Origin of the sequence: Gordonia sp. NB41Y (genome assembly GCF_030718915.1) — a bacterium.
GTDB classification, from domain to species: Bacteria; Actinomycetota; Actinomycetes; order Mycobacteriales; family Mycobacteriaceae; genus Gordonia; species Gordonia desulfuricans.
This window is the reverse complement of record NZ_CP132196.1, coordinates 4,749,871-4,769,618: the sequence shown is the minus strand read 5'-3', so window position 1 is coordinate 4,769,618 and position 19,748 is coordinate 4,749,871. Positions and strand designations below refer to the sequence as shown.

19 protein-coding genes and 1 other RNA gene are annotated in these 19,748 nt (G+C 67.9%); 8 read left to right on the top strand and 12 right to left on the bottom strand.

Annotated elements, in window-relative coordinates:
* The first annotated feature begins 106 nt into the window (after positions 1 to 106).
* A complete protein-coding gene (locus Q9K23_RS20610; protein WP_261977987.1) occupies positions 107 to 751 on the top strand; it encodes an alpha/beta fold hydrolase in 645 nt (214 codons plus the stop codon).
* On the opposite strand, the gene Q9K23_RS20605 is transcribed toward Q9K23_RS20610, so the two are convergent.
* A complete protein-coding gene (locus Q9K23_RS20605; protein WP_053777770.1) occupies positions 739 to 2,556 on the bottom strand; it encodes a long-chain-acyl-CoA synthetase in 1,818 nt (605 codons plus the stop codon). The genes Q9K23_RS20610 and Q9K23_RS20605 overlap by 13 nt on opposite strands.
* A gap of 130 nt (positions 2,557 to 2,686) precedes the next feature.
* On the opposite strand from Q9K23_RS20605, the gene Q9K23_RS20600 reads away from it, so the two are divergent.
* A complete protein-coding gene (locus Q9K23_RS20600) occupies positions 2,687 to 3,946 on the top strand; it encodes a CaiB/BaiF CoA-transferase family protein (protein ID WP_053777769.1) in 1,260 nt (419 codons plus the stop codon).
* Positions 3,946 to 4,848, top strand: a complete 903-nt coding sequence (locus Q9K23_RS20595; protein ID WP_053777768.1) for a hydroxymethylglutaryl-CoA lyase — start codon at positions 3,946 to 3,948, stop codon at positions 4,846 to 4,848. Before Q9K23_RS20600 ends, Q9K23_RS20595 begins: the two co-directional genes overlap by 1 nt.
* A 144-nt stretch (positions 4,849 to 4,992) precedes the next feature.
* Here the strand turns inward: Q9K23_RS20595 and ssrA are convergent.
* From ssrA to Q9K23_RS20550, 9 genes are all read right to left on the bottom strand, one after another.
* Positions 4,993 to 5,367, bottom strand: a transfer-messenger RNA (tmRNA) gene (gene ssrA, locus Q9K23_RS20590).
* A gap of 86 nt (positions 5,368 to 5,453) precedes the next feature.
* Positions 5,454 to 6,668 carry a glycoside hydrolase family 27 protein gene (locus Q9K23_RS20585; RefSeq protein WP_305950562.1) on the bottom strand — a complete coding sequence of 405 codons (1,215 nt, stop codon included), beginning with the start codon at positions 6,666 to 6,668 and terminating at the stop codon, positions 5,454 to 5,456.
* An 83-nt stretch (positions 6,669 to 6,751) separates the two neighbouring features.
* Positions 6,752 to 7,225, bottom strand: coding sequence for an SsrA-binding protein SmpB (gene smpB, locus Q9K23_RS20580; RefSeq protein ID WP_020792047.1), 474 nt, complete (start codon positions 7,223 to 7,225; stop codon positions 6,752 to 6,754).
* Positions 7,226 to 7,322: 97 nt separating this feature from the next.
* A complete protein-coding gene (gene ftsX, locus Q9K23_RS20575) occupies positions 7,323 to 8,234 on the bottom strand; it encodes a permease-like cell division protein FtsX (RefSeq protein ID WP_020792049.1) in 912 nt (303 codons plus the stop codon).
* Positions 8,235 to 8,288: 54 nt separating this feature from the next.
* A complete protein-coding gene (ftsE, locus tag Q9K23_RS20570) occupies positions 8,289 to 8,975 on the bottom strand; it encodes a cell division ATP-binding protein FtsE (RefSeq protein WP_020792046.1) in 687 nt (228 codons plus the stop codon).
* Positions 8,976 to 9,086: 111 nt separating this feature from the next.
* Positions 9,087 to 9,482 (bottom strand): hypothetical protein, encoded by a 396-nt coding sequence (locus tag Q9K23_RS20565; RefSeq protein ID WP_020792048.1) that lies wholly within the window; start codon positions 9,480 to 9,482, stop codon positions 9,087 to 9,089.
* Complete coding sequence (locus Q9K23_RS20560; protein WP_053777767.1) at positions 9,482 to 10,438, bottom strand: mechanosensitive ion channel family protein; 957 nt, start codon at positions 10,436 to 10,438, stop codon at positions 9,482 to 9,484. Before Q9K23_RS20560 ends, Q9K23_RS20565 begins: the two co-directional genes overlap by 1 nt.
* The gene (gene prfB, locus Q9K23_RS20555; protein WP_053777766.1) at positions 10,425 to 11,540 is read right to left on the bottom strand and encodes a peptide chain release factor 2; all 1,116 of its coding nucleotides are present in this window, start codon (positions 11,538 to 11,540) and stop codon (positions 10,425 to 10,427) included. The genes Q9K23_RS20560 and prfB overlap by 14 nt, the downstream gene beginning before the upstream one ends.
* Positions 11,541 to 11,678: 138 nt before the next feature.
* Positions 11,679 to 12,065: a hypothetical protein gene (locus Q9K23_RS20550; protein WP_020790690.1), complete on the bottom strand. Its 387-nt coding sequence runs from the start codon at positions 12,063 to 12,065 to the stop codon at positions 11,679 to 11,681.
* A gap of 18 nt (positions 12,066 to 12,083) precedes the next feature.
* Here Q9K23_RS20550 and hisN point away from each other — a divergent pair, with 18 nt between their 5' ends.
* Positions 12,084 to 12,893 (top strand): histidinol-phosphatase, encoded by an 810-nt coding sequence (gene hisN, locus Q9K23_RS20545; protein ID WP_053777765.1) that lies wholly within the window; start codon positions 12,084 to 12,086, stop codon positions 12,891 to 12,893.
* 115 nt (positions 12,894 to 13,008) lie between these two features.
* On the top strand, positions 13,009 to 13,404 hold the full coding sequence (locus Q9K23_RS20540) for a VOC family protein (protein WP_020793949.1): 396 nt from the start codon (positions 13,009 to 13,011) through the stop codon (positions 13,402 to 13,404).
* A gap of 9 nt (positions 13,405 to 13,413) precedes the next feature.
* Here Q9K23_RS20540 and Q9K23_RS20535 read toward each other — a convergent pair whose 3' ends face one another.
* Both Q9K23_RS20535 and Q9K23_RS20530 read right to left on the bottom strand, forming a co-directional pair.
* A complete protein-coding gene (locus Q9K23_RS20535; RefSeq protein WP_020793950.1) occupies positions 13,414 to 14,073 on the bottom strand; it encodes an MBL fold metallo-hydrolase in 660 nt (219 codons plus the stop codon).
* Positions 14,074 to 14,177: 104 nt separating this feature from the next.
* The gene (locus Q9K23_RS20530; RefSeq protein ID WP_053777764.1) at positions 14,178 to 14,681 is read right to left on the bottom strand and encodes a DUF2752 domain-containing protein; all 504 of its coding nucleotides are present in this window, start codon (positions 14,679 to 14,681) and stop codon (positions 14,178 to 14,180) included.
* A gap of 141 nt (positions 14,682 to 14,822) precedes the next feature.
* On the opposite strand from Q9K23_RS20530, the gene Q9K23_RS20525 reads away from it, so the two are divergent.
* The 3 genes from Q9K23_RS20525 to Q9K23_RS20515 all read left to right on the top strand — a co-directional run bounded on the left by Q9K23_RS20525 (position 14,823) and on the right by Q9K23_RS20515 (position 19,374).
* The gene (locus Q9K23_RS20525) at positions 14,823 to 16,193 is read left to right on the top strand and encodes an acyl-CoA dehydrogenase family protein (RefSeq protein WP_053777777.1); all 1,371 of its coding nucleotides are present in this window, start codon (positions 14,823 to 14,825) and stop codon (positions 16,191 to 16,193) included.
* Positions 16,194 to 16,220: 27 nt separating this feature from the next.
* Positions 16,221 to 17,441: an acyl-CoA dehydrogenase family protein gene (locus Q9K23_RS20520; protein ID WP_020791958.1), complete on the top strand. Its 1,221-nt coding sequence runs from the start codon at positions 16,221 to 16,223 to the stop codon at positions 17,439 to 17,441.
* 544 nt (positions 17,442 to 17,985) lie between these two features.
* The gene (locus tag Q9K23_RS20515; protein WP_305950260.1) at positions 17,986 to 19,374 is read left to right on the top strand and encodes an IS1380 family transposase; all 1,389 of its coding nucleotides are present in this window, start codon (positions 17,986 to 17,988) and stop codon (positions 19,372 to 19,374) included.
* Positions 19,375 to 19,748 lie beyond the last annotated feature (374 nt).

The window sequence follows — 19,748 nt, the reverse complement described above, 5'->3', positions numbered from 1 at the left end:
CGAATTCTGCCACCGATCCCCCGATCCGCAGGGCGAGGTGACGTAGACAGTGCTGTGAACTCCCCCTGAACGGCCCGGACGGTGCTGCGCCTGAGACCATCGAGACGTGACCGAACAGACGCGCCTGCCCACCCGCGCCCGCAACCGCGCCGACGGCCCGGCGCTGAGCGTGCTGGTCCTGCCCGGCGGCACCGACAGCAGCTACCGGCCGTTCTCGCCGTGGCAGGGGTCGGCGATGCGCATGTATCCGTTCACCGCATCCATCGCGCTGCGGTTCGGGCGCGCCGTCGACATCCGGCAGGTGCGCTACCGGGTGTACGGCTGGAACGGCGGCCAGGCCTCACCGATGCCGTATGCGCGGGCCGCACTCGAGCAGGCGTGCCGGGATCATCCCGAGACCCCGGTCGCGGTGATCGGACATTCGATGGGCGGCCGGATCGCCGCGCAACTGGCCGCCGACGCCCGGGTGAGCGCGGTGCTCGCCCTCGCCCCGTGGTGGCAGTTCGCCGACTGGCGGATGATTCACGACGACGCCCGCGTGCTGGCGATCCACGGCGACGCCGACACCGTCACCTTCGCACACCGCACGGCCAAGGGCATCGAGGAACTCCGCGATCGCGGCATGGACGCCACCTACGTTCCGGTGCCCGGCGGTGGACATCCCATGCTCGATCATGTCGGTCTCTGGCACCGGGCCGCACTGGATTTCGTCGGAACCGAACTGCGCACCACGAGGGCTCAGGCGCGCTGAGCGTGATCGGCGGGGTGGGTCGCGGGGCTCGCCGGACGGGATACGCCGGCCAGCCGGTCGACGAATTCCGGTGAGTACGCGACATAGCCGTCGTCGGTGAACACGAACACCGGGTCGTCGCCTGTATCGTGAAAGGCCTGCTTACGCAGGTCGGTTCGCATGTTCTTGAAGGTCGACGTGTGTTCGAGGTGGTCGGTGATCCGCACGAACAGCGGCACCGCATAGGCCGGGAGTCCCGTTCGGACGTGGTCGGCCAGGCCCACGGCGTCGAAGCTCTTGCCCGCTCGGAGACTGATCGCGGCCATCCCGGCCTTGCCGTCGGTGCCCGGGACCGGGACGCCGTAGACGACGGCCTCCTCGATGTCGGGGTGGGCGTCGAGCACGGCCTCCACCTCGGTGGTGGCCACGTTCTCGCCCTTCCAGCGGAAGGTGTCACCGATCCGGTCGACGAATCCGATGTGGGAAAAGCCTTGGTCGTGAACCACATCGCCGCTGTTGAACCACCGGTCGCCGGCGGCGAAGGCGTCGGTGACCACCTTCTTGGCCGATGCCGCCGCGTCGGTGTAGCCGTCGAAGGGCACCCGGCTGTTGATCTCGGCGAGGAGGAGTCCGGTACCCCGCCGGCCGGCGGGGATCACCCGTCCGTCGGGTCCACGGCGCGGTTCGCCGGTCTCCTCGTCGTACTCGACGATCGCGTACTTCAGCGGCGAGAACCCCGCCGATCTGGGTACCCCGAAGATGTTGACGAATCCGATGTTGGCCTCGCTGGCCGCGTACAGTTCGCAGATCCGCTCGATGCCGAAGCGTTCGGCGAATGCATCCCAGATGTCCGGGCGCAGACCGTTTCCCACGGCCACCCGGACACGGTGGGCACGGTCGGTGGCCTTCGGTGGTTGCGCCAGGAGGTAGCGGCAGAGTTCACCGATGTAGCTGAAGGCGGTCGCGTCGTTCTCGACGAGTTCGTCGAAGAACCTCGATGCCGAGAAGTGCCGTCCGATCGCCAGACATGCACCCGACATCATCGCCGCCGACACCGAGATGGTCAGTGCGTTGTTGTGGTAGAAGGGCAGCGCGGTGTAGATGACGTCGTCGGGGCGCAGCCGCACGCCCAGGCCGCCGATCCCGGCCATGGCGGTGAGCCACCGGTTGTGACTCATCTTGCTGGCCTTGGGATATCCCGTCGTTCCCGAGGTGAAGATGTAGAAGGCGGTGTCGCCCAACGGGATCGTGTCGGTGACCGCCGGGTCCACCGGCGAGCAGACACTGATTCGGGTGTGCAGCTCGTCGTAGGTGATCCGGTGCGGCGGAAGCGTCTGCGGCGGAACCGTTTCCAGCGCCTCGGTGAGATCCGCGTCATGGATGATGACCTTGGCGTCGATCAGACCCAGGCTGTGTTCGAGCACGGCGCCGCGCTGATTGAAGTTCATCATGCCGGTGATGGCGCCGAGTTTGACGATCGCGAGCATCGTGATCACGACATCGGGATGGTTGCGGGCGAGCACGGCCACCACGTCGCCGCGGGTGACACCTTGCCGGGTGAGCAGGTCGGCGATGCGGTTGGCCTTCGCGTTGGCCTCGCGGTAGGTGATGGATTGCCCCTCGAACCGCAGGAAGTCGCGGTCGGGGTGGCGGGCGACGGTCTGGGTGAACCGCTTGCCGATCGACATCTTCCGCGTCGGCGGCTTGGGGATGAAGTCGGGCAGTACACGCAGCATGGTCGGCAGATCGTGGCAGATCGCGGCGGCTCCGGTGAGCACGTCGCGCAGCGACACATCCGGCAGCAGCCCGGTTTCGGGTGTGGTCATCGGTCCCCTCCTCGTCGAGCCGTGCTCGGCAACCTCACGATGTTGACACATATTCTCACTTTTGTCTCTAACTTGCCGATGGCCGGGGTCTCATTGCCTCCCGCGACACGCGCACGCCACACTGGACGCCATGGTCGATTCCCGCGCATCGTCGGCATCTGCGGACGTCCCCGTCCCGCCCGGCCCCCACCCGTCCGGACCGCTGGAGGGCATCCGCGTCCTCGAGTTGGGCACCCTCATCGCGGGGCCGCACGCCGCACGACTGCTCGGCGACATGGGCGCCGACGTCGTCAAGATCGAGGCACCGGGCCGCCCCGACCCGATCCGCACCTGGGGACAGGCCGAGGTCGACGGACATCGCTTCTACTGGACCGTGCACGCCCGCAACAAGCGGGCCATCACCCTGGATCTGCGCAGCGATCGCGGCCGGGACATCTTCTTGCAGTTGGCCGATCAAGCCGACATCGTCGTCGAGAACTTCCGGCCCGGCACGCTCGAACGGCTCGGCATCGGCCCCGATGTGCTGGCCGACCGGAACCCGGGGATCATCGTCGTCCGGGTGTCGGGATACGGTCAGACCGGTCCCGACGCCGGACGTGCGGGCTATGCCTCGGTGGCCGAGGCCGCCTCGGGTCTGCGCCACATCAACGGCTACCCCGGCCAGTTGCCGCCACGGCTGTCGCTGTCGCTCGGCGACACCCTCGCCGGGATGTTCGCCGCACAGGGCGCCCTGGCTGCACTGTATCGCCGCACCGTCACCGGAAAGGGGCAGGTGGTCGATACCTCGCTGTTGGAATCGTGTGTGGCCGTGCAGGAGTCGGCGATCGCCGACTATGCGATGGGCGGTGTGGTGCGCGGGCCGTCGGGCACCCGCCTCGACGGCATCGCACCGTCGAACCTCTACCCCACCGCCGACGGCACCCATGTGATCATCGCCGCCAACCAGGATTCGGTGTTCGTCCGGCTGTGCGCGGCGATGGGCCGCCCCGAACTCGCCACCGATGCACGGTTCGCCGACCACGCCGCCCGTGGCCGCAATCAGGACGAGCTGGACGCACTGATCGGCGCGTGGTCGGGGCAGCTCGGTGCCGACGAACTCACCGAGGTGCTGTCGGAGGCCGGTGTGGTGGTGGGTCCGGTCAACACGATCGCCGACGTCGTCGCCGACCCGCACCTGCGGGCGCGCGGCATGATCGCCGAGCATCACGACGAACGCAGTGGCCGAACGGTTCTCGGTCCCGGCCTGGTGCCGCAGTTCAGTGACACGCCGGGCGGCATCCGCAATGCCGGCCCGCCCACGCCGGGTGCCGACAATGCCGCGATCTACGGTGAACTGTTGGGGCTCGACGCCGAGACGTTGGCCGATCTTGCCGAGGACGGGGTGATCTGATGACCGCGGTGACCATTCGCGACGTCGCCATGCGCGACGGCCTGCAGATCGAGGAACCGATCGACACCGCCGCGAAACTCGAACTGCTCGAAGCGATCTGCGCGACCGGGGTCCGCGAGGTGGAGGTGACGGCCTTCGTCTCGCCGTCCAAGGTGCCCGCACTCGCCGACGCCGCCGAGATCTGTCGGCATCTGCACCGTTTCCCCGACGTCCGGTTCTCGGCACTCGTCGCGTCGGTGAACGGTGCACGCCGCGCCCTCGATGCCGGTGTGGCCCATCTCGAGTATGTGGTGTCGGCCTCGGATGCGCACAGCCGCGCCAATGTCGGCCGGGACACCGAGGCGTCGGCCGCCCTGATCGGTGACATCGTCGACGCCGCCCACATCGCGGACGCCACCGTCGAGGTGATCATCGCGACCGCATGGGACTGCCCGTTCGACGGGCCCACTCCGACCGGCCGGGTCACCCGGATCGTCGAGCAGGCCGTCGCGGCGGGTGCCGACCGGATCGCCATCGCCGACACCATCGGCACCACCACTCCGCGTCGGGTCACAGATCTCGTCGACGCGGTGCGCCCACTGATCGGTGATCTGCCGCTCGGAGCGCATTTCCACAACACCCGTGGTACCGGATTGGCCAGCGCGTATGCGGCCGTACAGGCCGGCATCACCCGCCTCGACGCCTCGGTCGGCGGTCTCGGCGGCTGCCCGTTCGCGCCCGGGGCGAGCGGCAACATCGCCACCGAGGATCTCGTGTACCTGTTGCGTGACTGCGGTATCGAGACCGGTGTCGACCTCGACGCCGCGATCCGCGCCGGTCAGGTCGCGATCGGTGCCGTCGGCGGCGGCACGGGCAGCGCCCTCATGCGCGCCGGCGACCGCAAGCTCGTCGGACAGGCATGAGCGGCCACAAGTCGCACCGCAGAGCCGGTTGGTGTGGATTATCCACTCGGTCCCGCTGAGAGGTGCTGGTTCTGTACGCGGTCAAAAGAGTCCCCCGACCCCGGCATGACAAAGGCCCCTCACCGGTGAGGTGAGGGGCCCTTCTCGTGGAGCTGCCGGGAATTGAACCCGGGTCCTCCGTCGCTTCAGCGGGGCTTCTCCGTGTGCAGTTCACTAGGTCTCTACTTGGATCTCCCGGTCACGTGAACAAGCCGAGATGACGATCCCAGTCGCTGTTGGTTGTCCCGTCCGCACCCGCGACCGGTGCGTACGGTGAGCTCTCGAAGATGATGCCGGCACCGGATCCGAGAGCATGGTCCGGGCCGACAGACCACGAGCTCGCTGTCAGGCAGCGAGGGCGTAGTCGCGCTGATTCTTATCGGCGCTTAATTGGTTGCCGCGACGCTTATACGGTGGTCTCTGGCCTGCACCGACACGCTTCCCCCACCTCGACGCACGTAGTCGAAACCGATCAGCCCCGAGATGGTGCCCGCCGATGGATTCGGCGAACAGTTCATTGTAACAACCATCCCCCGACAGTTCATTCCCATTTCCTCGCGTGTCATCTACTCGATGCGTAGCAGGGCCGTGTCGTGCACGCCGACCTCCACCGACAACCGGCCGCCGGACGCCTGGTGACGTACGCCGGTCCAGGCGTCGACGCCGACCACAGTGTCGCCGGTGAGGCCGAGATCGGCCAGCGCCACCGACATCGTGCGCGGATGGTCGGCGCGGTTGGTCAGGGACACGACGAGTCCCTTGTCGCCCAGTGCTCGCGAGAAGATCTCCGGGTCGTCGCCGACCGGCGCACCGGCCTGCACGCGCGGATCCTGATCGATACCGATCACGCCCGCATCGGCGAGGACGGCGCGGGTGCGGGCCGACATCGTGGTGAGGTCGTTGCCGGCCATCAGCGGGGCGGCGAGCATCGCCCACATCGACATCTGGGTACGTTCGTCGGCCGGGGTCAACGTGTCACCGACGCCGACCACCAGCATGTCCGGGTCGACGAATGCACCCGGGCCGACCCGCGACCCCAGCGGGGCGACGGCGTCGACGATGTCGGTGACACCCTGGTAGCCCGACGGTCCGGAGTCGGTCGACCACGTCGCGGTGATGTCGTTGGTCGCCCGCGTCATCGTCGCGATCCCGCCCCAGTCGAACTCGGCGCCCGGGACCGAGCCGGCGACCCCGGAGTTCGGGTTGATCGAATAGACGATCGGGCGGCCGGTGACGCGCAGGGCATCGCGCATCGTGGTGAACGCCGACACCTGGGTGTCGTGGGAGGTGTCGGAGGAACACCAGTCGTATTTGAGGAAGTCCACCCCCCACCCGGCGAAGGTCCGGGCGTCGACCTGCTCGTGTCCCCCGCTGCCGGTCGCCCCCGGATAGGCGCCGGTGAACTGCGCACACGTCTGGCCGCGGGCACCGGCATAGATCCCGAATCCCAGGCCGCGGGCATGCACGTAGTCGGCGAGGGCGGCCATCCCGGACGGGAACCGCACCGGGTCGGCCTGCAACCGGCCGTCGGCGGCGCGGGTCGGGGCCATCCAGCAGTCGTCGACGACGACGTAGGTGTAGCCGGCGTCCCGCAACCCCGACGACACCAGCGCGTCGGCCTGTGCCCGCACGATCTGCTCGGTGATCCCGCAGCCGAAGGTGTTCCAGCTGTTCCAGCCCATCGGCGGGGTGGCGGGCAGTCCGCCGATGGCGGCGTCCTCACCGCCGAGCCGCGTCGGATCGTCGACCGCCGGGGCGCAGCCGGCGAGTGCGACGCCGATCGCGACCACCGCGGCGGCCAGAACCGACCACCGAGCGCGGACCGTCGTCCCGATCACCTGCCCCCTGCTCACGCGCCCCCTTCTCACATACCCTTGACGCGCCGACCGACCTCTCGGGCCACCTCGCGCTGGGCCGTCCGCCGCGCGATGTCCTGACGCTTGTCGTGGGCCTGCTTACCGCGGGCCAGGGCGAGTTCCACCTTGACCCGACCGTCGCTGAAGTACATCGACAACGGCACCAGGGTGAGGTTGCCGTCGCGGATCTTGCCGATCAGGGTGTCGATCTCCCGGCGGTGCATCAACAGTTTCCGGTTGCGGCGCGGGGCATGGTTGGTCCACGATCCGCTGCCGTACTCGGCGATGTTGAGCGACCGCAGCCACACCTCACCGTCGTCGATGGTCGCGAACGCGTCCACCAGTGACGCCTTGCCCTCACGCAGGCTCTTGACCTCGGTCCCCAGCAGCGCGATCCCGGCCTCGTAGGTGTCCAGGATCGTGTAGTCGTGCCGCGCCTTGCGGTTGGTCGCGATCACGTTGCGACCCTTCTCCTTCGCCATGACGGCGTGCTCATCTCCTCGATCGGCTGCCGGCCTGGGACAGACCGCAGATGTGGTTGCGTGCAGGGGCCGCCGGGATCAGTCCCGGGCGTCCGCGTCACTCCCGCACATACACACGCAGGGTGACATAACCCGTCGCCGCTGCCAACACAACTCCGCCGATCACGAGCCACGGCGACACATAGGCGACGTCGCCGACGGTGATCCGGGGCACGATGTTGACGCCGTACAGGCCGGCGAGCGCGCGGTCGAAGAAGAACGCCTTGGCGATGAACAGGCCACCGATCGCCAGCAGCGAGCCGATCAGCGCGGCCAGCATCGCCTCCAGCAGGAACGGCAACTGCGTGTACCAGCGGGTGGCACCCACCAGCCGCATGATCGACACCTCGGTGCGCCGTGTGTAGGCGGCGATCTGGACGGTGTTGACGATCAGCAGGATCGCGGCGACGGCGAGGATCGCGGCCACCGCAAACGCCGCATTGCGCACCCCGTCGAGGACGGCGAAGATGCGTTTGACCAGGTCCCGCTGATCCAGCGCGCCCTCCACGCCGAGGTCTTGGCGCCCGGCGAAACTGTTGTACACCTCGTCGAACTTCGACGGATCGTCCATCCGCACCTTGAACGACGCCGGGATGCTGTCGGGGCTGATCTGGTCGGCGATCTCCGGGGACGTCTCGGCGAACATCTGCTTGGCGTCCTGGTAGGCCTGCTCGGCGTTGACGAAGGTCACCGTCCCCACCCCGGACGCATTGTCCAGCTCGGTACGCAGGGTGGCGCACGGCGCCTTCTGACAGTTCGGGTCGGCCTTGGCGACCTCGTCGTTGATGAAGAACTGCATCTCGACACGGTCGAGGAAGATCTTCTGACTCTTGTCGGCCATCTGGATCACCAGCAGCCCGCCGCCGAACATCCCCAGGGTGATCGCGGTGGTGATGATCATGGCGACCGTCATGGTCACGTTCCGACGGAAGCCGTTGAGAACCTCGTTGAGGATGAAATGCGCTCGCATGCTCGCTCGGGTTGTCCTTCGTGGTCGTGGTGGGCGTGTCGGGTCCGGGTCGCCTCAGCCGATCCCGTACACGCCCTGTTCGTCGTTGCGGACGAGGCGGCCGTTGTCGAACTCGAGCACGCGGCGGCGCATGGCGTCGACGATGTGCCGGTCGTGGGTGGCCATCACCACGGTGGTCCCGCGTCGGTTGACCCGGTCGAGGACGTCGACGATCTCCTCGCTGGTCTCCGGGTCGAGGTTTCCGGTCGGCTCGTCGGCGAGCAGCACCAGCGGCCGGTTGGCGATCGCCCGCGCGATCGCGACACGCTGCATCTCACCGCCCGACAGTTCGTAGGGCATCCGGTCGAGTTTTCCCTCGAGCCCGACGTAGTCGAGCACCTCCGGCACCACCTTGCGGATCATCGACGGCGGCTTCCCGATCACCTCCAGCGCGAAGGCGACGTTGTCGGCGACGGACTTCTGCTGCAGCAGCCGGAAGTCCTGGAAGACACAGCCGATCGACTGCCGCAGCTTGGGGACCTCACGTGCCCTGAGCGTGTTCACGTGGAACTCGCCGACGTGGATCTCGCCCGACGTCGGGCGGTCCTCCTTGAGCAGCAGCCGAAAGAACGTCGACTTCCCCGAGCCCGACGGCCCGATGAGGAAGGCGAACTCGCCCTTGTCGACCTCCAGACTCAACTCCGACAGGGCGGGACGGCTGGAAGCCTTGTACTGCATCGTCACGTTTTCCAGCTTGATCACAGGGAGCCAGTGTAACGACGACGTCTGAGAAGCCCGCTCAGGTGGGATCCGGGCGCGCCTTCACCCCGATCGGCCGCAGCGGCGACCTGCATGGACGGGTGCGCGGCCCGCCTAGCTGCTGGGCGGCGCGGTGGTCGTGGTGGTCCCGAACCCGGGGATCGGCAGGTCGTCGAGCCAGTTGCGCGGGGTGGACGTGGCCGGACTGCTCTGGGTCCCGGTCCCACCTGGCGAGCTGTTGCCCGGTTCGGACGACTCCTCCGATGACGAACTGCTCGGCACACTGCTCGACGACGACCGCGTGGTCGGCGGGTCGGTGTACTCGCGCTCGCGTGGGGTGGTGTTCACCACCCGCGAGGTGGTGCCGGTCTCCGGCGCCGCATACCGCTGGGAGGTGTAGCCGTAGACCACCGAGCAGACGATGAAGGCCACCAGCAGCACCGCGGTGCTGGTGCGGATGCGGGTCTTGTAGATGTGCCGCCAGTCGCGGGGACCCTCGTGCTCGCCCATCAGTCGTCGTCCCCGTTGTTGCTCGCGTGCGCGGCCGGCGGTCCGCCACCGGACTCGGCGGTCCGGCCCGGCGCGACGGTGATGCCGTCGATCGCCAGAGTGCGCACGATCGACACCCGCAGCGCCCGGCTGACCTCGAACTGCTTGCCCGGCAGGGTGCGGGCGACCATCCGGATGGTGACCGAGTCGAGGTCGAGTTCCACCGCACCCAGCGACGACGGTTCGTCGAGCAGCAGGTCGTGCCAGCGTGCGTTCTCGTAGAAGTCCGTGCCCACCTGGCCGAGGACCTCGTTGACCCGGCTGATGTCGGCGTCGGCGGGGATCGGTACGTCGACCACCGCGCGCGCCCAGTCCTTGGACAGGTTGGTGGCCTTGATGATCTGCCCGTTGGGCACGGTGATCACCTCGCCCTCGCTGGTGCGCAGCTTGGTCACCCGCAGGGTCACGTCCTCGACGGTGCCGGTGGCCGTGCCGTTGCCGGTGACGGTGAGATCGACCATGTCGCCGTAGCCGTACTGCTTCTCGGCGACGACGAAGAATCCGGCGAGGATGTCCTGCACCACCTTCTGCGCACCGAAACCGAGCGCGGCACCGAGTACGGCACCGGGTGCGGCCAGGCCCACCACCGACACCTTCATCACGGTGAGGGCGTGCAGGATCACCACGATCACCACCACGACGATCAGCACCCACGCCACCACGTCGACCAGGGCACGCCGGTACTTGGCGTCCTCGCTGCGGACGATCAGGTCACTGTTGTGGAAGGTGCTCTCCAGCCGCTGTGCGTAGCGCTCGGCCATCCACCGGATGAAGCGGATGACCAGCAGCCCGCCGAGTATCCAGATGAGCACGTCCAGGCCGGAGACGGCCAGCCACACGTAGATGCGGCCGATCAGCTCCTGGGTCGCGCTCCCGGGCGAGTCACTCGCCAGCTGCATCAGATCAGGCGTCGGCATCAGCCATCCGCCAGCGGATCGCGGCCTCGATGAAGGTGTCGAGATCGCCGTCGAGGACCGCGGTCGGGTTGTTGCTCTCCACGCCGGTCCGCAGGTCCTTGACCATCTGGTACGGGTGCAGCACGTAGGACCGCATCTGGTTGCCCCAGCTCGACCCGCCGTCGCTCTTGAGCGCGTCGAGCTCGGCGCGCTCCTCCAGGCGCTTGCGTTCGAGCAGCTTGGCCTGCAGCACGCGCATCGCGGCGGCCTTGTTCTGCAGCTGACTCTTCTCGTTCTGACAGGTCACGACGATGCCGGTGGGGATGTGCGTGAGCCGGACCGCGGAGTCGGTGGTGTTGACCGACTGGCCGCCGGGTCCCGACGAGCGGTAGACGTCGACGCGCAGTTCGGTCTCGGGGACGTCGATGTGGTCGGTGGTCTCGACCACCGGCAGCACCTCGACCTCGGCGAACGACGTCTGCCGGCGGCCCTGGTTGTCGAACGGGCTGATCCGGACCAGGCGGTGGGTGCCCTGTTCCACCGACAACGTGCCGTACATGTTGGGCGCCTTGACCGCGAAGGTCGCCGACTTGAGGCCGGCCTCTTCGGCGTAGGAGGTGTCGTAGACCTCGACGCCGTAGTCGTGCTGCTCGGCCCAGCGGATGTACATGCGCATCAGCATCTGGGCCCAGTCCGCGGCGTCGACGCCACCGGCGCCGGAGCGGATGTTGACCAGGGCGTCGCGCTGGTCGTACTCCCCCGACAGCATGGTCTTGACCTCCATCGCCTGGATGTCGGTGCGGAGGGAGACGCGCTCGGCATCGGCGTCGGCCAGGGCGACGGTGCGGTCGTCACCTTCCTCGGCCTCGGCGAGTTCGTAGAGGACCGGCATGTCCTCGAGGCGCTGGCGCAGCTCGGTGACGCGGCGCAGTTCGGACTGCGCGTGCGAGAGCTCGCTGGTCACCTTCTGGGCGTGCTCCTGGTCATTCCAGAGCTCGGGATCGGAGGCCTGCATCTCCAGTTCGTCGATGCGGCGACGCAACTCCTCGACGTCGAGGACCTTCTCGACGGTGGTCAGTGTCGCGTCGAGGGCTTCGAGGTCTGTGGTCACGTCAGGTTGCACGGTTATCCAGGGTAGCGACCCGACCACCGTTGGGCCCAACCCACGCCGAACCCGGTGGCCGGAATCGCGTGACACGACCCCGCGGCGCAGGCACGACGGCCCGGCGAGAAGAGGTCGAGACCACGTGGCGAGGAGGGGTCACTTCGTGAAGGGATCAGGGTGGTCCAGCGGCGCCGGCGGCGGGAGCTCCCCGAACTGCCAGCTGCTCACGGCCTTGCCCGGCTTGTAGACGACCGGGTGGTCGGAACCGATCTGCGGCCACGGCTGACCGTCGTCGAGCACCATGGTCCCGTACACCTCGGCCGGTTCGGTCCCCGGTCCGACGATGGTGCCCGACACGGTGCAGAACGACTGTCCCTTGGAATCACCGTCGGGCCGGTCGCTGACACCGGTCACGGTCAGCGTGCCCTGGACGAAGCCCGCCCCGGTGCCGCGCATCCCACCGACCGGCCGGCCCCTCATCTGCATGATCATGACGACCGCGAGTACGGCCAGCAGGGCGGCGATGGTGATGGCGATCCACATGCGGCTACCCTACCGGGCATGACCTCCGCCGCCGACGGCCTCGACCTGCACGATGACCTCGAACTCGCCCTCTCGATCGCCGACTCGGCGGATGCACTGACGATGGGCCGGTTCGGCGCGGTGGACCTCCACGTCACCGACAAGCCGGATCTGACGCCGGTCTCCGATGCCGACCTCGACTGCGAACGTCTTGTCCGCGAACGACTCTCGGCACGACGCCCGGACGATGCGGTCCTCGGTGAGGAGTTCGGCGGCGAGGCGCGGCTGGAGGGCAGGCAGTGGATCGTCGACCCGATCGACGGCACCAAGAACTTCGTGCGTGGCGTGCCGGTGTGGGCCACGCTGATCGCCCTGCTCGTCGACGGCGTCCCGGTGCTCGGGGTGGTCAGCGCCCCGGCGTTGCGGCGGCGGTGGTGGGCCGCGTCGGGGCTGGGTGCGCATGCCGCCTTCGACGGCACCGACCCGAAGACCATCTCGGTGTCGGGGGTGGGCTCGCTCTCTTCGGCGAGCCTGGCGTTCTCGAGCCTGTCCGGCTGGGCCGACCGGGGTATCCGCCCGCAGCTCATCGCGCTGACCGACGAGGTGTGGCGGGTGCGGGGATTCGGCGACTTCTACAACTACTGCCTGGTGGCCGAGGGCGCGGTGGACATCGCCGCCGAGCCCGAGGTGTCGCTGTGGGATCTGGCCGCACTCGACATCCTGGTGCGCGAGGCGGGCGGGACGTTCACCTCGCTCGAGGGTGCGGCGGGCCCGGCCGGCGGCAGCGCGGTGGCCACCAACGGCCTGCTGCACGAGACGGTGCTGTCGGCGCTGGCCGCGACGGACTGAATCCCGTGCGCCCGGCGGGTCCACCCCGCCGTTCGGTGAGCACCGCCCTGTCCGATCGGCGAGTCCGGCCGGCAAATCGTCACGGCTGCAGCAGCTTCGGACCTAGCCTCGCGGCATGACCTTCCCCGCACTCACCCATGTGGCCATCACCGTCAGCGACCTGGCGGTCAGCACCGCCTGGTACAACCGTCTGTTCGACGCCGAGCCCGTGCTCGACGAGGACGAGGAGTCCGGCGCCTACCACCACGCGGTGTACGCCCTCGGCGGCGGCACCCTGTTCGGCCTGCACACCCATACCGCCGACGGCCCCGGCGAGGGCTTCGACGAGCGGCGCGTCGGCCTCGACCACGTGGCCTTCGCCCTCTCGCGCGACGAGTTGGAATCGTGGACCGCGCGTCTCGACGAGCTGGGTGTGCCGCACACCGGGATCAAGCATGCGCACTACGGTTCCGGGATCTCCTTCCGCGATCCCGACAACATCGCACTGGAGTTCTTCGCACCCCCGGCCTGAGCGGGGACGTCAGACCTCGGTGCCCGATTCCCGGTCGAGCACCCGGAATTCGGTCCCGCCGTCGGCCATGTCGGCGAGGCGCCCGTAGTGGATTCCGGTGCCGGCGTCGGACAGGATCGCCTGGTGGATCGGCACGGCGACCCGCGGCGCCATCGCACGCAGATAGTCCACCGACTCGCTGAGTTTCATCCACGGTGCCGCCGACGGGAGACCGAGGACGTCGATCGGCTCGAACGGGATGTAGAACGAGTCACCCGGATGCATGAAGCGGCCGGTCTGTCCGGCGGCGTCGAGGATGTAGGCGACGTTGTCGATCACCGGGATCTCCGGATGGATCACCGCGTGGCGGCCGCCGGTGGCACGCGCGGTGACCGACCCGATCGTGATCGTCTGCCCGGCGTGGGCGGCGGTCCACTCCCCGGCGACGTCGTCGGTGTTGAGCTGTGCGGCGGTCTGCGGGTCGGCGAAACGCACCGCCTGCGGGTTGGCGGCCACCAGATCGGGCAGCCGCGCGACATCGCAGTGATCGGGATGCTGGTGGGTGATCAGAATAGCGTCGAGCCCGGTGATCCCGTCGAATCCGTGCGAGAAGTTCCCGGGGTCGAACAGGATTCGGGCTCCGTCGATCTCGACCAGCACGCAGGAATGTCCGAAGTGGGTCAGTCGCATACCCCCACTCTGCCGCAGATGCTCGGCACGTGTGCGCGGGCTCGGCGGAAAACCCGCGTGCGCCGGCGAGCGCGGTGGGCCGTGTCGCCGGTGTCGGCCGGCCCTCAGGTGACGGCCGGGAACAGGCCCCAGCCGAAGCCGGCGTCAGCCCCGCGGGCCACACCGTAGACGAGGAAGAGCACCAGCAGGCCGATCAGCACCCGCACTCCCCACCGTGGCATCCGGCCATGCGCCCCTGCCCGGCGCGGGCCGCGGCCGGTGATCACCAGCCACAGCGCGCCGAGGACGACCAGCGCCGCGGCGGCAAAGGTCAGCGGCCCGAACAGGTTGAAGGAGAACGCCTGCCCCAGGTCCCCGTGTGCGGTCATCACCCAGCTGCGGGTCAACCCGCAGCCCGGACACGGCAGCCCGGTGAGCCGGCGGAACAGGCACAGTTCGGGACCGTGCTGGATACCGACCGGGTCGAGCAGTGCCGCGGTGGCCAGTCCGGCCGCGCCGAGTCCGGCGACCAGCAGCGCACCCGAACGTCCCCAGCCACCCATGCCCGGACGCGGCGACGGCGGCTGCGGGACGGGCGGGTGGTTCGTGTGCGGGATCTCGACGGTCATCGGTGACCAGCCTAAACCGCCGTCGGTGACAATCGGGTCCGTCAGTGGGGTGACAAACTCCTTACCGGGAAGTAAGGTAAGTTCTTACCACCGAGTAAGTTCACACTCGGCGCTCCCGAACCGCTGCGAGAAATGGTGACCATGTCTACTACCACCGACCCACGCGACACCTCCGCCGTCGGCAAGAACCCGCATCCGCGCAACTTCATCGGCACCGCCATGCGTGTGCTGAGCACCGTCACCGGCTCGGAGTTCGCCGAAAAGTACCAGATCCGCGAACCGATCAACCGCATCGCCTACCAGGCGACCAAGACCGGCTTCCAGACCCTGGGCGCGGCGAACCGGGCGTTCAAGAAGGTACAGGGCGGGTCGGGCACCGCCGCCCGGCTGACCACCGCGCCGAAGGACTACTTCAACCTCAACCCCGACGACGAACAGCAGATGATCGCCGAGACGGTGAAGGACTTCGCCGTCGAGATCCTGCGTCCGGCCGCCTATGACGCCGACAACGCCGCGTCGACCCCCGACGAGATCCGTGAGCGTTCCGCCGAACTCGGCATCACGATGATCAACGTCCCCGAGGAGTTCGACGGCGCCGCCACCGAGCGCGGCGTGGTGACCAACGCCCTGGTCGCCGAGGCGATGGCCTACGGCGACATGGGTCTGGCCCTGCCGCTGCTCGCACCGAGCGGAGTGGCCACCACCCTGACCAACTTCGGCAGCGAGGGACAGCAGAAGACCTTCCTGCCCGACTTCGCCGGCGAGAACGTGCCGCAGTCGGCCGTCGTGATCGCCGAGCCGCGTCCGCTGTTCGACGCGTTCTCGTTGCAGACCAAGGCGACTCGCGTTCCCAGCGGCTACCGCCTCAACGGCGTCAAGTCGTTCGTCCCGGCCGCGGGCAGCGCCGAGCTGTTCCTGGTGGGCGCCCAGCTCGACGGCCGTCCGGCGCTGTTCATCGTCGAGTCCGACTCCAAGGGACTGATCGTCGAGGCCGACCCGGGTATGGGTGTGCGTGCCGCCGGCATGGGCCGCCTGCTGCTGCAGGACGTCGCCGTCCCCGCGTCGGCACTGCTCGGCGAGCAGGAGGGTGACGCCGCCTTCGCCGCCTATCGTGACGTGGTGCGCCTGTCGCGTCTGGGCTGGTCGGCGCTGGCCGCCGGCACCGCCAAGGCCGTCCTCGACTACGTGATCCCCTACGTCAACGAGCGTGAGGCCTTCGGCGAGCCGATCTCCAACCGGCAGGCCGTCGCCTTCATGGTGGCCACCATCGCCACCGAGCTGGACTCGATCCGCCTGGTCACCCTGCGCGGTGCCGCCCGCGCCGAGCAGGGCCTGTCGTTCGCCCGCGAGGCCGCCCTGGCTCGCAAGCTGACCATCGACAAGGGCCTGCAGATCGGCCTCGACGGCGTGCAGCTGCTCGGTGGCCACGGATTCACCAAGGAACATCCGGTCGAGCGCTGGTACCGCGACCTTCGCGGTGCGGGTATCGGCGAGGGCATCGTCGTCCTCTGACGGCCGGAATCCCAAGGAGCACAAGACATGAGCATCAACCTCGAACTGCCCAAGAAGCTGAACGTCACGATCGATCAGGCCCATCAGGCCGCGGCCGAGATCTTCCGCCCGATCTCGCGCAAATACGATCTGCGCGAACATGATTACCCCGTCGAGCTCGACACCCTGGCCAGCCTGTACGACGGTCTCGCCGAGACCGGCCAGGCCGGTGCCGGCGCCGACGGCGGACGCAGCCAGAAGTCGTCCAAGCCCACCCCCGAGGGGGCTGTGGTCAACGGCGGCAACATGCAGTCGGTCCTCAACGTGATGGAAACCTGTTGGGGCGACTGTGGTCTCATGCTGTCGATCCCCTATCAGGGACTCGGCAACGCCGCGATCGCCGCGGTGGCCACCGACGAGCAGCTGCAGCGGTTCGGCAAGGTGTGGGCCGCCATGGCGATCACCGAACCGAGCTTCGGATCGGACTCGGCGGCGGTCAGCACCACCGCCATCCTCGACGGCGACGAGTACGTGATCAACGGCGAGAAGATCTTCGTCACCGCCGGATCGCGTGCCACCCACATCGTGGTGTGGGCGACGGTCGACAAGAGCCTGGGCCGGGCCGCGATCAAGTCGTTCGTCGTGCCGCGCGAGCACCCGGGCGTGGAAGTCGTTCGGCTGGAACACAAGCTGGGTATCCGGGTCTCCGACACCACCGTCCTGCGTTTCGACAACTGCCGCATCCCCAAGGAGAATCTGCTGGGGTCGCCGGAGGTCGACACCAAGAAGGGCTTCGGCGGTGTGATGCAGACCTTCGACAACACCCGCCCGCTGGTGGCCGGCATGGCCGTCGGTGTGGCCCGCGCAGCGCTGGAGGAGCTGCGCCGGGTGCTCGACGAGGTCGGCATCGAGGTGGACTACGACCGTCCGGCCATCGACCAGCATGCCGCCGCAGCCGAATTCCTGCGCATGGAGTCCGATTTCGAGGCCGCCTACCTGCTGTCGATGCGGGCGGCCTGGATGGCCGACAACAAGCAGCCCAACTCCACCGAGGCATCGATGTCGAAGGCCAAGGCCGGACGCACCGTCACCGACATCACCAACAAGGTGGTCGAACTGCTCGGCACGCTCGGTTACTCCGAGCGTCTGCTGGTGGAGAAGTGGGCCCGCGACTCGAAGATCCTGGACATCTTCGAGGGCACCCAGCAGATCCAGCAGCTGATCATCGCGCGTCGCGTGCTGAACAAGAGCAGCGCAGAACTTCGGTGAGCTGAACCGCAGCTCCACCGACGAGGGGTCGGGGCCCGGGTGACCACGTCACCCGGGCCTTGCTGTCTCTGCACCCGCGCCGTCGGCCGCGGGAGCCGGCCTGTGCCCCACGTCGGCACGGTCACCCTCAACGCTGGTCGAGCAGGTCGACCGAGCCCGGCCTACGCTCCACGTCGGCTCAAGCATCGTCAACGCTGGTTGAGCAGGTCGACCGAGCCCCACCTCCGCTCCGCGTCGGCTCAAGCACCGTCAACGCTGGTTGAGCAGGTCGACCGAGCGCAGCGAGGACGCCCGGCCGTCGAAACCTCCACCGCCCGACCTCGAGAAACCAGCCACCCCAGACCGGGTCACCCACCGAACCCGGCCTGCGGAGATTTCGACACGCCTCGTCGCTCCGCTCCTCATCGGCTCAACCTGAATCCACCGCTCCAGATGGAAAAACCTGGGCCCGAAACGGCGCGGGAAACACGAAATGCCCTGTCCGAGTGTGAGAATCAGACTTATCGAAGGTTCGACCCACACACAAAGAAAGGGCATCTCGCAGATGCGATCCTGCCACACCTTGCCGGTAAAGTCAGCATCATTCGATGACCACAACCTGATCGGGCCGGCCGGGGTGGTACCGGTGATGCGTCTGGCCCAAACGTGTGGCCTGCAAGAACTCGGCGATCAGTGGTTGACCATCCCCACCGATACCGGCGCCAACGCCGGCCGGAAACTCTCAGCAATCGTGATGGGCATGGTGATGGGCGCCGACACCATCGACGGATTGTCGATCATCGGCCATGGCGGGATGGGCACGATCTACGGCCACACCCACGCCCCGTCGACGCTGGGCACGTTTCTGCGGGCCTGTACCCGCGGCACGGTCGCCCAGTACGAGGCGATCGCCACCCGCCTGTTGGCCGGCCTGATCGAACACACCCACCTCCTCAACCCTGCTGGTGAACGGGTACTGGTCGATCTCGACGACACCATCAACCAGTGTTACGGCCACCAGAAACAAGGCGCGAAATACGGCTACAGCGGGGTCCGTGGGATCAACGCCCTCATGGTGACGGCCACCACCGCCGATCGGGCCCCGATCATCCTCGGTCACCGCCTGCGGGGCGGGTCGTGTAACTCGGTGCGCGGAGCCGCCGACCTGTTGACCCGATCGTTGAACACCCTGCGTCGGGCGTGGCCGGCCGGGCGAGAGGTGCCGGTGTTGGTGCGGGGTGATTCCGCGTTCTACTCCCACGACCTGGTCGCCGCCGCCCACCGGGCCGGGGCACAGGTGTCGTTGACGGTGCGGTTGTACAGCAACGTGACCACCGCGATCTCCACGATCGATGACTCGGCGTGGACCACGATCACCCTGGCCAACCCCACCCAGGTTGGTACAGACGGGCAGCTGGTGCGTACCGCCGAGGTGGCCGAGGTTCCCTTCGACGGGTTCGTCGGTAAACCCTCCACACCGGTCAAACCCGGGCGTACCCGGGCCCCGATTCCGGGTCGGTTGATCGTGCGGCGGGTCCTGGCCCTCAATCCTGATGGTGACTCGTTGTTCGATGTGTATCGTCACCATGCGTTCTTCACCACCGACATGACCACCGACAAAGTCGTCGCTGATCGTGTGCACCGTCATCACGCGATCATCGAGCAGGTCCATGCCGATCTGAAGGCCTCGGCGATGGCCCACATGCCCTCGGGGAAGTTCTCTGCCAACGCCGCGTGGTTGGCGTGTGCGGTGATGGCGTTCAACCTCACCCGGGCAGCGGCCACCGTGGCCGGTGGATCATTGATGCGTGCGACCACGACCACGATCCGGCGTGCGTTGATCGGGGTACCGGCGCGGACTTCGTCGTCGGCACGTCGTTTGTCGTTACATCTACCGGTTGGGTGGCCCTGGGAAGTGGAGTGGAATCGGTTGTATGCCAGTACTGTTCATTGAAATCCTGGTGTTTGACCTGACCATTCGGCCGTGTGTGGCCCTGATCTGAAACCTGGTGAAACAGGCCGACGTTGGAGATCGGCGGTACACACACGTCTTTATCGGGTTGGTATCGGGGTCAAGGGCTCCAACATCATTCATCCGACCGTTGAAACCCGATCGGTGGATTCAGGCTCAATCATCGTAAATCGGCTCAATCACCGTAAACACGATCACCGTCCGAGCCCGGCCTGTGCCCCACGTCGGCACGGCCACCGTCAACGCTGGTTGAGCAGGTCGACCGAGCGCAGCGAGGACGCCCGGCCGTCGAAACCTCCACCGCCCGACCTCGAGAAACCAGCCACCCCAGACCGGGTCACCCACCGAACCCGGCC

Coding starts and splice junctions, on each gene's coding strand:
- smpB (WP_020792047.1), bottom strand. CDS start 7,225: ATGGCGAAGGAGAAGGGTCGCAACGTGATCGCGACCAACCGCAAGGCG.
- Q9K23_RS20520 (WP_020791958.1), top strand. CDS start 16,221: ATGAGCATCAACCTCGAACTGCCCAAGAAGCTGAACGTCACGATCGAT.
- Q9K23_RS20560 (WP_053777767.1), bottom strand. CDS start 10,438: ATGCCGACGCCTGATCTGATGCAGCTGGCGAGTGACTCGCCCGGGAGC.
- Q9K23_RS20535 (WP_020793950.1), bottom strand. CDS start 14,073: ATGCGACTGACCCACTTCGGACATTCCTGCGTGCTGGTCGAGATCGAC.
- Q9K23_RS20605 (WP_053777770.1), bottom strand. CDS start 2,556: ATGACCACACCCGAAACCGGGCTGCTGCCGGATGTGTCGCTGCGCGAC.
- ftsX (WP_020792049.1), bottom strand. CDS start 8,234: ATGCGAGCGCATTTCATCCTCAACGAGGTTCTCAACGGCTTCCGTCGG.
- Q9K23_RS20565 (WP_020792048.1), bottom strand. CDS start 9,482: ATGGGCGAGCACGAGGGTCCCCGCGACTGGCGGCACATCTACAAGACC.
- Q9K23_RS20540 (WP_020793949.1), top strand. CDS start 13,009: ATGACCTTCCCCGCACTCACCCATGTGGCCATCACCGTCAGCGACCTG.
- Q9K23_RS20525 (WP_053777777.1), top strand. CDS start 14,823: ATGTCTACTACCACCGACCCACGCGACACCTCCGCCGTCGGCAAGAAC.
- Q9K23_RS20600 (WP_053777769.1), top strand. CDS start 2,687: ATGGTCGATTCCCGCGCATCGTCGGCATCTGCGGACGTCCCCGTCCCG.
- Q9K23_RS20530 (WP_053777764.1), bottom strand. CDS start 14,681: ATGACCGTCGAGATCCCGCACACGAACCACCCGCCCGTCCCGCAGCCG.
- Q9K23_RS20595 (WP_053777768.1), top strand. CDS start 3,946: ATGACCGCGGTGACCATTCGCGACGTCGCCATGCGCGACGGCCTGCAG.
- Q9K23_RS20515 (WP_305950260.1), top strand. CDS start 17,986: ATGCGATCCTGCCACACCTTGCCGGTAAAGTCAGCATCATTCGATGAC.
- hisN (WP_053777765.1), top strand. CDS start 12,084: ATGACCTCCGCCGCCGACGGCCTCGACCTGCACGATGACCTCGAACTC.
- Q9K23_RS20550 (WP_020790690.1), bottom strand. CDS start 12,065: ATGTGGATCGCCATCACCATCGCCGCCCTGCTGGCCGTACTCGCGGTC.